This is a genomic window from Rhizobiaceae bacterium (assembly GCA_023953845.1).
Classification (GTDB): domain Bacteria; phylum Pseudomonadota; class Alphaproteobacteria; order Rhizobiales; family Rhizobiaceae; genus Arvimicrobium.
In genome coordinates this window covers 418,966-432,643 of the sequence record JAMLJC010000001.1, presented here as the reverse complement: position 1 = coordinate 432,643, position 13,678 = coordinate 418,966, and the positions used below count along the sequence as shown (strand labels likewise).

Here is a 13,678-nt window from a genome sequence, read left to right as displayed (position 1 = left end):
CATCGTGATCGAAGCTACATAAAACTGTCATCCAGCTGTTACAAAGGAGCGTTAGAGCCTGCCCGCAGACGCAGAAGCGTCACGAAATGTTTTCCGAACAGGAGCAGGCCCAATGAAGAAATTCCTCCTCACGGCTTCCGCCGCGGTGGTCGCGATCGCCGCCTCGGCCGGCTACGCCGCCGCCCGCGACCAGATCCAGATCGCCGGTTCGTCCACCGTTCTGCCCTATGCCAAGATCGTCGCCGAGACCTTCGGCGAGACCTTCACCAACTTCAAGACGCCGGTCGTCGAGTCGGGCGGTTCGGGCGCCGGCATCAAGGAATTCTGCAAGGGCGTCGGCGAAAGCACCATCGACATCGCCAATTCCTCGCGCAAGATGAAGGAAGACGAGTTGAAGTCCTGCCAGGACGCCGGCGTGAAGGACGTCGAGGAAATCAAGATCGGCTATGACGGCATCGTCTTCGCCACCTCGGCGACCGGTCCGGACTGGGCGCTGACACCGGAAGACGTCTACAAGGCGCTCGCCGCCAAGGTCGTCGTGGACGGCAAGCTGGTCGACAACACCTTCGCCAAGTGGAACGAAGTCAACCCGAATCTGCCGGACTGGGACATCGCCGCCTACATTCCGGGCGAGAAGCACGGCACGCGCGAAGTTTTTGAGGAAAAGCTGCTGATCGCCGGCTGCAAGGCGCTTGGCGGTCCCGAGGCCGCCAAGGCTTCGGGCCTGGACGAGAAGGCCGCCGACGCGGCGTGCAAGGCCGTGCGCAAGGATGGCAAGGCCGTTGACATCGATGGCGACTACACCGAGACGCTGGCCCGCATCGACTCCAACAAGACCGGCGTCGGCGTGTTCGGCCTCGCCTTCTACGAGAACAACGCCGACAAGCTGAAGGTCGCCACCGTCGGCGGCATCACCCCTTCGGTCGAGACCATCGCTTCCGGTGAATATCCGGTGTCGCGCCCGCTCTACTTCTACGTGAAGAAGGCGCATCTCGGCGTGATCCCGGGCCTCAAGGAGTATGTCGAGTTCTTCCTCGACGACCAGATGGTCGGTCCGGAAAGCCCGCTGGCCGACTACGGCCTCGTTGCCGCCCCGGACGCGGAGCGCCAGCAGCAGCGCGACGATTTCGCCGCCGGCAAGACCATGTAATGAGCGGAGCGACCGGCGGCGCGGCTTCGCGCCGCCGGTCCTCCCGTTTCGATTTCACCTCGACGCCGGTCGCCGGGATTCGCTGATGTCGCCTTTGCTTGTCTGTGTGCTGCTGCTTGCCATCGGGCTGGTGGCCTATTTCATCGGTCGCACGCGGGCCGTGCGGTTCGAGGGCGGCCAGATCAAGCCGCATTCGCGCGCTCACTATCACGGCTGGTGGGCCCTCTTGCTGGCCGTAGTGCCCTCGTTCCTTTTCCTCGCGGTGTGGCTGATCGGCTCGTCGATCTATATCGAGCGCAGCGTGCATGCAGCGCTGCCAGCGGAAGTCGCCGAAAGCGGTACGAGCGAAACGCTCGCGGTCAGCCTGATCAAGAGCCTGGCGCGGGGCATCAACCGGCTCGATGCCGAGACACAGGCGAACCTTCCCGGGACTTTCGCCGAACTGCAGCCGCTTCTCGCGGCGAAGGGCGTAGCGCTGGCTCCCGACACGCAGGACTACATGATCCCCGCCGCGGTGGAACTGAATGCGAAGTCGTCGCTTCTTTCCCTCGTCGGCGGTGCGGTCGCGATCATGCTGGCGCTCGGCGGCGCCGTGATCGGCCTGCGCCAGATCGAGCCTCGGGCGAGGGCGCGCAATTCGGTCGAGAAGCTGATGCTGTGGGGCCTGCTGGGCGCGTCCACCATCGCCATCCTCACCACCATCGGCATCGTTTTGTCGATGCTGTTCCAGACCATCACCTTCTTCGAGAGCGTCTCGCCGATCAATTTCTTCTTCGGCACGGTCTGGGACCCGCGCTTCGCGGCGGCCGGCTCCGGCGGCTCGGAGGGCCAGTTCGGCCTGATACCGCTGCTGGCCGGCACGATCTACATCGCGCTGGTCGCGCTTCTCGTCGCCGTGCCGATCGGGCTGATGTCGGCCGTCTACATGGCCGAATACGCCTCGCCCAAGGTGCGGGCCGTCGTGAAGCCCGCGCTGGAGCTGCTGGCAGGCATCCCGACCATCGTCTACGGCATCTTCGCGCTGGTGACGCTCGGGCCCTTCCTGCGTGATTTGAGCGCCGCGCTGGCTGGCGGATCGCCCTTCATCCAGGCGCAGTCGATCTTCACCGCCGGCTTTGTCATGGGCATCATGCTCATTCCGGTCGTTTCCTCGCTGTCCGACGACATCATCACGGCAGTGCCGCGCGCCATGCGCGACGGCTCGCTGGGCCTCGGCGCGACGCGTTCCGAGACGATCAAGCGTGTCATCCTGCCGGCCGCGCTGCCCGGCATCGTCGGCGCCATCCTGCTGACCGCTTCCCGCGCCGTCGGCGAGACGATGATCGTGGTTCTGGCGGCCGGCGTCGCCGCCAACCTCACCCTCAATCCGTTCGAGGCGATGACGACGATCACCGTCAAGATCGTCAACCAGCTGACCGGCGATCTCGAATTCAATTCGCCGCAGACGCTGGTCGCCTTCGCGCTCGGCATCACGCTCTTCTTCGTGACGCTCGCGATGAATATCGTCGCCCTCTACATCGTCCGCAAATACCGGGAGCAGTACGAATGACCGACATCGCCATCGGATCGGTCTCCGTCGCGCGTCCGCGCCGCGACATCGGGCTCAAGAAGCGCTATGCGGCCGAGCGCCGCTTCCGCCTCTACGGCGTGCTGGCGATCTCGGTCGGCATCATCTTCCTGGCGGTCATGCTGCTCTCGATCGTATCGAAGGGCTACACCGCCTTCTGGCAGACGACGGTGACGCTCCCGGTCACCTTCGAGGAGACGGTGATCGATCCGCAGAACCAGCGCGCGACGGACCCGAACGTGCTTGTCACAGCCAACTACCCGAAGCTCGCGGAAAACGCCCTGGTCGCGGCACTCGGCATCGATCCCGGCGACAGGGTCGCGGTGCGCAACCTCAAGGGCTTCCTGTCCGACAGTTCGCGCGTCACGCTTCGCGACATGGTGATGGCGGATCCGTCGATCATCGGCAAAACCGTTCCAGTCGGCATACTGGCCTCGGCCAATATCGATTCCGCCTACAAGGGTCAGATCGACCTCTCCGTCGACGAGGCGCGCCGAAAGGTTTCCGACCTGCAGGTGGAGTGGATGAACAAGCTCGCCGCCGACGGCGTGCTGGCGGAGAAGTTCAACACCGGCCTCTTCACCTTCGGCGCGTCGAGCCGCCCCGAAACGTCGGGCATGGGCGTGGCGATCATCGGCTCGCTCTACATGATGCTGATCGTACTGGTGCTGGCGCTGCCCATCGGCGTCGCCGCCTCGATCTATCTCGAAGAATTCGCCAAGAAGACGCGGCTGACGGACATCATCGAGGTCAACATCAATAACCTCGCGGCTGTGCCGTCGATCGTCTTTGGCCTGCTGGGCCTCGCGGTCTTCATCAACTTCATGGGCCTGCCGCGCTCGGCGGCGCTGGTCGGCGGTCTGGTGCTGACGCTGATGACGCTGCCGACCATCATCATCGCGACGCGCGCCGCACTCGCGGCCGTGCCGCCGTCGATCCGCTCCGCCGCGCTGGGGCTCGGCGCCTCGCGCATGCAGATGGTGTTCCACCATGTCCTGCCGCTGGCGCTGCCGGGCATCCTGACGGGCACCATCCTCGGACTGGCGCGCGCGCTGGGCGAGACGGCGCCGCTGCTGCTCATCGGCATGGTGGCCTTCGTCGCCAATTATCCGGCGACGCCGTTCGATCCGGCGACGGCGCTGCCGGTGCAGATCTACATGTGGGCCAACGAGGCGGAACGCGCCTTCGTTGAAAGAATGTCCGGCGCGATCATCATCCTGCTTGCCTTCCTGATGGTGATGAACATCACCGCCATCGTGCTGAGGCGGCGGTTCGAGCGTCGCTGGTAGGCAGGGAGAGTTCGAAGATGAACATCATGACCGATACGTCCCTCGAAAAGGCGGTGAGCGACAGTATGAATGCGGGGACCAACGAACCGATCAAGATGAAGGGCGACAAGGTCACCGTGCACTACGGCGAGAAGCAGGCGCTGTTCGGCGTCGATCTCGACGTGCGCGAAAAGCAGGTGACGGCGCTGATCGGCCCGTCCGGCTGCGGCAAGTCGACCTTCCTGCGCTGCCTGAACCGCATGAACGACACGATCGACGGCTGCAAGGTCGGCGGCAAGATCACGCTGGACAGCGAGGACATCTACGATCCGAAGATCGACGTGGTGGAACTGCGCGCCCGCGTCGGCATGGTGTTCCAGAAGCCGAATCCATTCCCGAAGTCGATCTACGAGAATGTCGCCTATGGTCCTCGCATCCACGGGCTGGCCCGCAGCAAGGCCGACTTCGACCGCATCGTGGAGCAGAGCCTGCAGCGCGCCGCACTCTGGAACGAGGTGAAGGACCGTCTGCACGAGCCGGGCACCGGCCTTTCCGGCGGCCAGCAGCAACGCCTCTGCATCGCGCGGGCCATCGCGGTCGCGCCGGAGATCATCCTGATGGACGAGCCCTGCTCGGCGCTTGATCCGATCGCAACGGCGAAGGTCGAGGAACTGATCGACGAGTTGCGGCAGAACTACACGATCGTGATCGTCACCCACTCGATGCAGCAGGCGGCGCGCGTCTCGCAGCGGACGGCCATGTTCCATCTCGGCTATCTGGTCGAGGAAGGGCCGACCGAGAAGATGTTCACCAACCCCGACGACAAGCGCACGCAGGACTACATCACCGGCCGTTTTGGCTGAGCGATCAGGCACCCGAAAGTTCCGAGGACATCATGGGCGAACACACCGTCACCTCCTTCGACGAGGAACTGGACCATATCGACCGGCTCATCACCGACATGGGCGATCATGCCCGGCGCATGGTTCAGAACGCCACGCGCGCGCTGCTGACGTCGGACGCCGGCCTCGCCCAGAACGTCATCTCGGATGACGTCATCATGGATGCCCGTCAGCGCGAGCTGGACGACCGGGCGATCACGCTGATCGCCAAGCGCCAGCCCATGGCGCAGGATCTGCGGGCCGTGGTCGGCGCGATCCGCATGGGCGCGGATCTGGAGCGGATCGGCGACCTTGCCAAGAACATCGCCAAGCGCGTCGGCGCCGTCGGCAAGACGGTGACGCCGAAGACGCTGTCGAACAGCATCGACCTCATGGCGGGGCTGGTGCTCGGGCAGGTCAAGGGCGTCGTCGACCACTATGTCGCGCGCGATGCCGACGCGCTGGTCACGCTGCGCGCCGACGACGAGGAGATCGACATCAAGTACACGTCTATTTTCCGGGAGCTTCTCACCTACATGATGGAAGACCCGCGCAACATCACGACCTGCACGCATCTGCTGTTCTGCGCGAAGAATCTGGAGCGGATCGGCGATCACGTGACGAACATCGCCGAGAACGCCTATTATGTGATGACTGGAACGCAGCTTCCGATAAACCGGCCCAAGCAGGACGAGACATCCGTGCCGGCTCTGGCCGAATAGCGACAGGATCGGGAGCGAACCGGGATTTTGCAATGATCGCACCGAAGATCATGGTGGTCGAGGACGAGGAGCCGCTCTGCGAGTTGCTCCGCTACAATCTCGAGGCCGAGGGCTATCAGGTCGAGATCGTGACGCGCGGCGACGAGGCCGAACTGCGCCTTCAGGAGAACGTGCCGGACCTTCTGGTGCTCGACTGGATGGTGCCGGCGGTATCCGGCATCGAGCTTTGCCGGCGGCTGAGGATGCGGGCCGAGACGGAGCGGCTGCCGATCATCATGCTCACCGCGCGCGGCGAGGAGAGCGACCGCGTGCGCGGCCTTTCCACCGGCGCCGACGACTATCTCGTCAAGCCGTTCTCGACGCCGGAATTCGTGGCGCGGGTGAGGGCGCTGCTGCGCCGGGCCAAGCCGGAAGTGCTGTCCAGCGTGCTCAAGGTCGGCGAGATCGTGCTCGACCGCGAGGCGCATCGCGTCTACCGCAAGAAGACCGAGATCAAGCTCGGGCCGACCGAATTCCGGCTGCTCGAATTCATGATGCAGCATCCGGGCCGGGTTTTTTCCCGCGGGCAGCTTCTCGACAATGTCTGGGGCGAGACGATCTATATCGACGAGCGCACGGTGGACGTCCATGTCGGCCGGCTGCGCAAGGCGGTCAACAACGGCCGCATGCCCGACGTGATCCGCACCATCCGCGGCGCCGGCTACGCCATCAACGAGGCCTAGGGCTTATCGCGATCTGGTTGCGGCATTGTCCGCGCCGGACGTCAGGTTTTGACGCACGGGAGACTGTGCGTCGCGCCGGCATGCGCTATGAGGGCGGCCTGCAATTTTCGCGGAGCTTCCCTTGATCGTCCGACCTCGCCCCGGTTTCCTGAAACTGTTCTTCGTCATCCATGGATCTGTCGTCCCGCGTATCCTGCCGCAGATCATCGGCTTCGCGGTCTATGCGGCAGCGATCGTGCAGCTGGTCGAATTCCTCGAACTCGATACGTCGGATTTCACCATTGCGCCTTTCGGGCTGCTGGCGGTGACGCTGTCCATCTATCTCGGCTTTCGCAACAACGCCGCCTACGACCGGTGGTGGGAGGCGCGCAAGCTCTGGGGGCAGCTCGTCTACGAGACGCGCAATCTGTCGCGTGTCGCTCTGGCGCTGCTGTCCGGCGCACCTGAGAAGCGGCCGCTGCTGATGAACCTGCTTCTTTTCTGCCATCTGTTGCGGGGACGTCTGCGCAACGTGGATGTGAGCACGGAGGAGCAAGCTTTTGTCCGCGACGGTGTCGAGCGCTTCCGCGCCTCGTCCAATCCGCCCGATGCCGTTCTGCGTGAGATGGGGCAGCAGAGCGCCGGCGTGCTGGCCCGCGGCGGGATAGACAGCATCGGCTACAGAATCCTTGACGAACGGCTGGCCGCCCTGGCAGCGATCCAGGCGGGCTGCGAGCGGGTCGCCGGCACGCCTTTGCCCTTCGCCTACACGCTGCTCTTGCAGCGCACGGCCTATATCGTCTGCCTGCTTCTGCCCATCGGTCTGGTTTCGGCGACCGGCTGGGCGACGCCGCTGTTCACGGCGCTCATCGCCTACACGTTTTTCGGGCTCGACGCGCTGTCGGAGGAACTGGAGGACCCGTTCGGGCTCGAACCCAACGACCTTGCGCTGGATGGGCTCTGCCGGGTCTGCGAGATTTCCGTCTTCGAGGCGCTCGGGGAGCCCGCGCCTCCGATGATCCCGGCAAAGGACTTTTATTATTCGTGACGGCTGATGCCCTTGGCGGCACAAACGCAAACCCCGCCAAAAGGGCGGGGGTTGTCGCAATTTGTCCGATGTCGCGCCCGCGCCCGGCGCTCAATAGCCGTCGGGGCAGCGCGTCACATAGCGCTCGCCGGTGCGGCGGTCGCGATAGAGGCAGCGGCCGTCGCGCTGCTTGGTGATCAGGTAGCCGGCCAGCGCGCCAGCCGCGCCGCCGACAAGGGCTCCCTCGACGTCGCCGCTGATGACGGCGCCGGCCGTCGCGCCCACGGCCGCGCCGACCGCCACGTCCTGCTCGGCCGTCGTGCAGCCGGCGAGGGCCAGGGACGCCGCCATGGCGAAAATAACTGCCTTCATTGTCGCTCTCTCCTCATGTTTCGCCGCTGCGGACTATTCCGCCGCAGGTGTCCCTTCCTGCATCAGCGAAGCGGGTTGCCCTCGCGGCGTTCGGAAGAAGCAACAAGCGTCTTCTGCCCATCGGCCGTGATTTCGGCGACCAGCCGGCCATCCTTGGTGACGTCCCATTCGAGCACGGCGTCTTCTTCCTCCATCGCCGGATCGACATAGACGCAATCTGCAAGCACATGCGCGTCTTTACTACCGCGTGCGCCCTTCAGAGGCAACGGCAGCGCGGCCGTGCATTCTTCCATCGTTTCGAAGACCGGAACGGGAGCCGGCAGTTCCCGGCATTCGGAGAGGTCTCCCGAGCACCCGACGATCAGCAACAGTGCGGCAATGTGTTCCATGGCCCACTCCTTTCGGACCATGAACGGATTTTCGGGAGTTTCGGTTCCGGATTTTCGGGGCGCGCTGGCTACCAGCGCGTCGCCTCGCCGGGCGCGGCCGGTTCGATGGCGAGAGCGTGGACGCCGGCCTTCAGTTCCGCCGCCAGCAGATCGTGGACGGCGCGATGGCGGGCCACACGGCTCATGCCGGCGAAGGCGGCCGACACGATTCGCACACGGAAATGTGTTTCTCCCTCGCCGTCGAATACGGCGTGGTGACCGCTCTCCTCATGATGATGGCCGGCATGAAGGTGGCTCTCGTTGATTACGAGGAGGCGTTCCGGCGCGAAGGCCTGCGTCAGCTTGTCCTCGATCGTCGTCCGGATGGACATTTGCAGCCTCACTTCCCAAATATGCCGCATCCATCACAAAGACAGCTGGTGCGGATTGCGTCGACGCGATTCAGCGGTTAGGTCCATCGCGCGCCGAATGTCAATTCTTGTATCGCACGGCGAACATCTCATAATCCCGTCCGTCCATGAGCAGCTATTCGAAATATTTCGAGAAGATTCGCGTGCGCCCCGACCCGCAGGCCGAGGTGAAGTCGCACGCGCCGCGCTGCCAGTGGGATGGCTGCGTCGAGGCGGGCACGCATCGCGCGCCGGTCGGCCGCATGCGCGAGGGCGAGTATTTCCGCTTCTGCTTCGACCACGTGCGCGAATACAACAAGGGTTTCAACTACTTCTCCGGCCTTGCCGACACCGAGATCGCGCGCTTCCAGAAGGAGGCGATGACGGGTCACCGGCCGACCTGGGTGATGGGAGCCAACAGCGGCAGCCGCGCGGCCTCCGACTTCGCGCAGATGCGGTCCGGCCGGGCCGGCTACTACAAGCGCGTGCGCGACCCGTTCAACATGTTCGGCGACCGCATGCGGGAGGCGCCGCGCGAGCGCAAGGCCAAGCCGCTTGAGGCCAAGGCGCTGGAAACGCTTGGACTTGATACGAAGGCGACTGGCGCGGACATCAAGGCGCGCTATAAGGAACTGGTGAAGCGTCATCATCCCGATGCGAATGGTGGCGACCGAGGTTCGGAAGACCGGTTCCGCGACGTGCTTCAGGCCTACCGCGTGCTCAAACAAGCTGGTTTGTGTTGAGCCGCGCGTCTGATAAGACCGCCTCCGACTAACGATGTTTTTGAGCCGGCTCCGTCCTCCCGGGCAGCCGGCATGAGGCTGGAATGAACAAGATCGATCGCGATATCGCCAATCTGCCGGATACCACCGTCTCGGTGAAGGATGTCTTCGGTTTCGACTCCAAGATGGTGGTGCCGGCCTATTCGGCGGCCACCGAGCATGTGCCGGATGTCGATCCGGACTATCTGTTCGACCGCCAGACGACGATCGCGATCCTGGCAGGTTTCGCCTACAACCGGCGCGTCATGGTGTCGGGCTACCACGGCACCGGCAAGTCGACGCATATCGAGCAGGTCGCGGCGCGGCTCAACTGGCCCTGCGTGCGTGTCAATCTCGACAGCCATGTCAGCCGCATCGATCTCGTCGGCAAGGACGCCATCGTGCTGCAGGACGGCAAGCAGGTGACGGAATTCCGCGACGGCATCCTGCCCTGGGCCTACCAGCACAACATCGCGCTCTGCTTCGACGAGTACGATGCCGGCCGCCCGGACGTGATGTTCGTCATCCAGCGCGTGCTGGAATCGTCAGGCCGCCTGACGCTGCTCGACCAGAGCCGCGTCATCCGTCCGCACCCGGCTTTCCGCCTGTTCGCCACCGCCAACACGGTCGGCCTCGGCGATACGACCGGCCTCTATCACGGCACGCAGCAGATCAACCAGGCGCAGATGGACCGCTGGTCGATCGTTACGACGCTGAACTACCTGCCGCATGACAACGAGGTGAACATCGTGCTGGCCAAGGCCAAGCACTATCGCGATGCCAAGGGTCGGGAGATCGTCAACAAGATGGTCCGCGTCGCCGACATGACGCGCTCGGCCTTCATCAATGGCGACCTGTCGACCGTGATGAGCCCGCGCACGGTCATCACCTGGGCCGAAAACGCCGAGATCTTCGGCGACATCGGCCTCGCCTTCCGGCTGACCTTCCTCAACAAGTGCGACGAGCTCGAGCGCCCGGTCGTGGCTGAATTCTATCAGCGCGCCTTCGGCCAGGACCTGCCGGAAAGCGCGGCGAACGTCGTGCTCGGGTAGCGATTTCGAGCGTCATTGATGGCCGGGCCGGGCGACAACACACGCAACAAACCCAAGGCGGGCGCGGAGACGGACAGTTTCAAGCGCGCGCTGACGGTGTGCATGCGTGCGCTCGCGGGCGACAACGAGATGGAGGTCGGCTTCGCCAAGGACAAGCCGGCGCTGGCGGGCAATCGCGCGCGTCTGCCGGAACTGCCGAAGAAGCCCACCGCGAGCGACATAGCGATAACGCGTGGCCTCGGCGATTCCATGGCCCTGAAGCGCGCCTGCCATGACAGCCGCGTGCATCTGAAGCTCGCGCCGGAAGGCAAGCTCGCCCGTGCCGTCTTCGACGCGGTGGAGCAGGCGCGCGTCGAGGCGATCGGCAGCCGTGCCATGCAGGGCGTCGGCGACAACATCACCTCGATGCTGGAAGACAAGTATCTGCGCGCCAACCTCTCCGAGGTGCGCGAGCAGGCGGACGCGCCGCTTGAGGAAGCGCTGGCGCTGATGGTGCGCGAGAAGCTCACCGGCCGCGCCGTGCCGAGGAGCGGCGAGAAACTGGTCGGGCTGTGGCGGGACTGGATCGAGGAGAAGGCCGGTGCCAATCTCGACGATCTTTCGTCCCGTCTGGACGACCAGCAGGCCTTCGCGCGCCTCGTGCGCGATTTGCTGGTGTCGCTCGAAATGGCCGAGGAACTCGGCGACGACGAGCAGCAGGACGAATCGGATTCCAGCGAGGACGATCAGCCGCAGGGCGAGGAGAACAATGAGGAAGGGGGCGAGGATGATTCGAGCGGCGAGCAGTCGCAGTCCGACGATGCCGACGCCTCCTCCGACGACGAACAGGCCGGCGAGATGGAAGCCGCCGACACCACCGCCGATGATGTTTCCGAGGAAGAAGCGGATGCCGAGACGCCCGGCGAAGCCAAGCGCCCGGACAATCCGCTGACCGGCCTGCCCAGGGATTTCGACTACAAGGTCTTCACCACCGCCTTCGACGAGACGGTCGGGGCGGAGGAACTCTGCGACGAGGAAGAGCTCGACCGGCTGCGCGCCTTTCTCGACAAGCAACTCGCCAATCTGCAGGGCGTCGTCGGTCGGCTGGCGAACCGATTGCAGCGCCGCCTGATGGCGCAGCAGAACCGTTCCTGGGATTTCGATCTTGAGGAAGGCCATCTGGACCCGGCGCGGCTGGCGCGTGTCGTCATCGATCCGATGCAGCCGCTTTCCTTCAAGCAGGAGAAGGATACAAAATTCCGCGACACGGTGGTGACGCTGCTCCTCGACAATTCCGGCTCCATGCGCGGCCGTCCGATCACGGTCGCTGCGACCTGCGCCGACATTCTGGCGCGCACGCTGGAGCGTTGCGGCGTCTCAGTGGAGATCCTCGGCTTCACCACCCGCGCCTGGAAGGGCGGGCAGGCGCGCGAGAAATGGCTGAAGGACGGCAAGCCGCCGGCGCCCGGCCGACTCAACGATCTGCGCCATATCATCTACAAGAGCGCCGATGCGCCGTGGAGGCGCGCCCGCCGCAATCTCGGCCTGATGATGCGCGAAGGACTGCTCAAGGAGAATATCGACGGCGAGGCGCTTCTGTGGGCGCACAACCGTCTCCTCGGGCGGCCGGAGCAGCGGAAGATATTGATGATGATCTCGGATGGCGCGCCGGTCGACGATTCGACGCTGTCGGTCAATCCGGGCAACTATCTGGAGCGGCATCTGCGCGGCGTCATCGATCTCATCGAAACGCGTTCGCCGGTCGAACTCCTGGCCATCGGCATCGGCCACGACGTCACGCGTTACTACCAGCGCGCCGTCACCATCGTCGACGCGGAGGAACTCGCCGGTGCGATGACCGAACAGCTTGCCGCTCTCTTCGAGGAAACGCCGTCGCGCGATCGTCGCGGCGGGCTGAGACGCGCCGGATGATGGCGCGCCTGCGCCGTTGGCTGCCCGCGGCTTCGGCGGCGGGCTTTCTGGCGGTGTTTTCGCTTCTCGCGCTCCCCGTTCAGTCGCCGGTGGCGGACGAATCGGCAGCGCCTTTCGCCGTCGAGATAAAGTCGCGGCCGATCATGGGCTTTCGCATCGGGCGCGACGACAGGCAATTCGGGCCGCTGGAATTCGTCGGCGGGCTGGAGATGACCGGAAGCTCCCGGCATTTCGGCGCCAGTTCGGCCTTTCGCTTCATGAAGCCGGGCAGCGATTTCATCGGCGTCGCCGACACGGGCTTCTGGTTCTTGGGCAGGATCGAGCGCGACTCCGCCGGCCGGCCGAGCGGCGTCAGCAATTTCTCGATGACCCAGATGGTGGACGGGACCGGCAAGCCGATCTCGCGCAAATGGGAGGTGGATGCCGAGGGGCTGGATGTCGAGGGTGACATCGCGACAGTCGGTTTCGAGCGCAACCATCGCATCGCCCAGTTCCGGATCGATCCCGCCGGCATGAAGGGTCCGTTCAAGACCGTGAATTTTCTCGTGCCGAAGAACGAGTTGCGCCAGAATCGCGGTTTTGAGACCGTGACCCGCGCGCATCCCTACGGACAGCACGAAGGCGGGCTGGTCGTGGTCTCCGAAAAGAGCCTCGACAAGGCGGGCAACATCTTCGCAGCCATCATCGAGGGGCCGAAGAAGGGTGTGTTCACCGTCAAGCGCAGCGGCGAGTTCGACATCACTGACGGCGCGTTCCTGCCGGATGGCGACCTGCTGCTGCTCGAACGCAGCTTTTCGATGAGCGCCGGCGTCAAGATGCGGCTGAGACGCATCTATGGCGAATCGGTCGCCAAGGGTTCCGTGGCCGACGGCCCCGTGCTTTTCGAGGCCGACATGAGCTACCAGATCGACAATATGGAAGCCATGGACGTCTGGACGCGTGAGGACGGCGCGGTGATCGTGTCGCTGATGTCCGACGACAACCACTCGATCCTCCAGCGCAATCTCTATCTCGAATTCGTGCTGCACCCCGATTAAGCAGGTCCGCGCTCGCAACTATCGGGGTTGGGATACGTTTCCTCCCCATTCTGATGCGTTGCGAGGAACGACGATGCTCAAGGACAAGTCATCATCGGCCATCGTTGCCGTCAAGGATATCGACCGCGCCCGTTCATTCTATCAGGACGTTCTGGGACTTGAACTCGGCGACGACGGCATGGAGGGCGTGCTCGGTTTCCGCACCGGCGATACCTGGCTGGTGGTCTACCGCTCGGATGAAGCGGGGACAAACCGCGCCAATGCGGTCGTTTGGAGCGTCGGCGAGGATATGGAGGCGATCGTGGACGACTTGCGCGCCAAGGGTGTCCGCTTCGAGCGCTATCCGGAAATGGGTCTGGAACTGGACGGCGATGTCTATGTCGGCGGCGGCATGAAGATGGTCTGGTTCAAGGACCCGGACGGCAATATCCTGCACCTGAACAGCATGTAG

The 13,678-nt window shown here is 64.4% G+C and carries 15 protein-coding genes; 12 read left to right on the top strand and 3 right to left on the bottom strand.

Going from position 1 to position 13,678, the window contains the following annotated elements; all coding sequences use genetic code 11:
* Positions 1-112 precede the first annotated feature (112 nt).
* The 7 genes from M9955_02160 to M9955_02130 all read left to right on the top strand — a co-directional run bounded on the left by M9955_02160 (position 113) and on the right by M9955_02130 (position 7,337).
* On the top strand, positions 113-1,150 hold the full coding sequence (locus M9955_02160) for a substrate-binding domain-containing protein (GenBank protein ID MCO5080444.1): 1,038 nt from the start codon (positions 113-115) through the stop codon (positions 1,148-1,150).
* 85 nt (positions 1,151-1,235) lie between these two features.
* Positions 1,236-2,699: a phosphate ABC transporter permease subunit PstC gene (pstC, locus tag M9955_02155; GenBank protein ID MCO5080443.1), complete on the top strand. Its 1,464-nt coding sequence runs from the start codon at positions 1,236-1,238 to the stop codon at positions 2,697-2,699.
* Positions 2,696-4,006 carry a phosphate ABC transporter permease PstA gene (pstA, locus tag M9955_02150; GenBank protein ID MCO5080442.1) on the top strand — a complete coding sequence of 437 codons (1,311 nt, stop codon included), beginning with the start codon at positions 2,696-2,698 and terminating at the stop codon, positions 4,004-4,006. Before pstC ends, pstA begins: the two co-directional genes overlap by 4 nt.
* 17 nt (positions 4,007-4,023) lie before the next feature.
* Positions 4,024-4,848 carry a phosphate ABC transporter ATP-binding protein PstB gene (gene pstB / locus M9955_02145; protein ID MCO5080441.1) on the top strand — a complete coding sequence of 275 codons (825 nt, stop codon included), beginning with the start codon at positions 4,024-4,026 and terminating at the stop codon, positions 4,846-4,848.
* A gap of 32 nt (positions 4,849-4,880) precedes the next feature.
* Positions 4,881-5,588, top strand: coding sequence for a phosphate signaling complex protein PhoU (gene phoU, locus M9955_02140; protein ID MCO5080440.1), 708 nt, complete (start codon positions 4,881-4,883; stop codon positions 5,586-5,588).
* A 32-nt stretch (positions 5,589-5,620) separates the two neighbouring features.
* The gene (phoB, locus tag M9955_02135) at positions 5,621-6,310 is read left to right on the top strand and encodes a phosphate regulon transcriptional regulator PhoB (protein ID MCO5080439.1); all 690 of its coding nucleotides are present in this window, start codon (positions 5,621-5,623) and stop codon (positions 6,308-6,310) included.
* Positions 6,311-6,431: 121 nt separating this feature from the next.
* Positions 6,432-7,337: a hypothetical protein gene (locus M9955_02130; protein MCO5080438.1), complete on the top strand. Its 906-nt coding sequence runs from the start codon at positions 6,432-6,434 to the stop codon at positions 7,335-7,337.
* A 90-nt stretch (positions 7,338-7,427) separates the two neighbouring features.
* Here M9955_02130 and M9955_02125 read toward each other — a convergent pair whose 3' ends face one another.
* From M9955_02125 to M9955_02115, 3 genes are all read right to left on the bottom strand, one after another.
* The gene (locus M9955_02125) at positions 7,428-7,688 is read right to left on the bottom strand and encodes a glycine zipper domain-containing protein (GenBank protein MCO5080437.1); all 261 of its coding nucleotides are present in this window, start codon (positions 7,686-7,688) and stop codon (positions 7,428-7,430) included.
* A gap of 62 nt (positions 7,689-7,750) precedes the next feature.
* Complete coding sequence (locus tag M9955_02120; GenBank protein ID MCO5080436.1) at positions 7,751-8,077, bottom strand: hypothetical protein; 327 nt, start codon at positions 8,075-8,077, stop codon at positions 7,751-7,753.
* Between the two features lie 68 nt (positions 8,078-8,145).
* Positions 8,146-8,448, bottom strand: a complete 303-nt coding sequence (locus M9955_02115; protein ID MCO5080435.1) for a BolA family transcriptional regulator — start codon at positions 8,446-8,448, stop codon at positions 8,146-8,148.
* 146 nt (positions 8,449-8,594) lie between these two features.
* On the opposite strand from M9955_02115, the gene M9955_02110 reads away from it, so the two are divergent.
* The 5 genes from M9955_02110 to M9955_02090 all read left to right on the top strand — a co-directional run bounded on the left by M9955_02110 (position 8,595) and on the right by M9955_02090 (position 13,678).
* Complete coding sequence (locus M9955_02110) at positions 8,595-9,209, top strand: J domain-containing protein (protein MCO5080434.1); 615 nt, start codon at positions 8,595-8,597, stop codon at positions 9,207-9,209.
* Between the two features lie 83 nt (positions 9,210-9,292).
* Complete coding sequence (gene cobS, locus M9955_02105) at positions 9,293-10,279, top strand: cobaltochelatase subunit CobS (protein ID MCO5080433.1); 987 nt, start codon at positions 9,293-9,295, stop codon at positions 10,277-10,279.
* Positions 10,280-10,297: 18 nt separating this feature from the next.
* Positions 10,298-12,190, top strand: coding sequence for a cobaltochelatase subunit CobT (cobT, locus tag M9955_02100; GenBank protein ID MCO5080432.1), 1,893 nt, complete (start codon positions 10,298-10,300; stop codon positions 12,188-12,190).
* Positions 12,187-13,227, top strand: coding sequence for an esterase-like activity of phytase family protein (locus M9955_02095; GenBank protein ID MCO5080431.1), 1,041 nt, complete (start codon positions 12,187-12,189; stop codon positions 13,225-13,227). Before cobT ends, M9955_02095 begins: the two co-directional genes overlap by 4 nt.
* A gap of 73 nt (positions 13,228-13,300) precedes the next feature.
* Entirely contained in the window at positions 13,301-13,678 is a 378-nt protein-coding gene (locus M9955_02090) for a VOC family protein (protein ID MCO5080430.1), read from the top strand.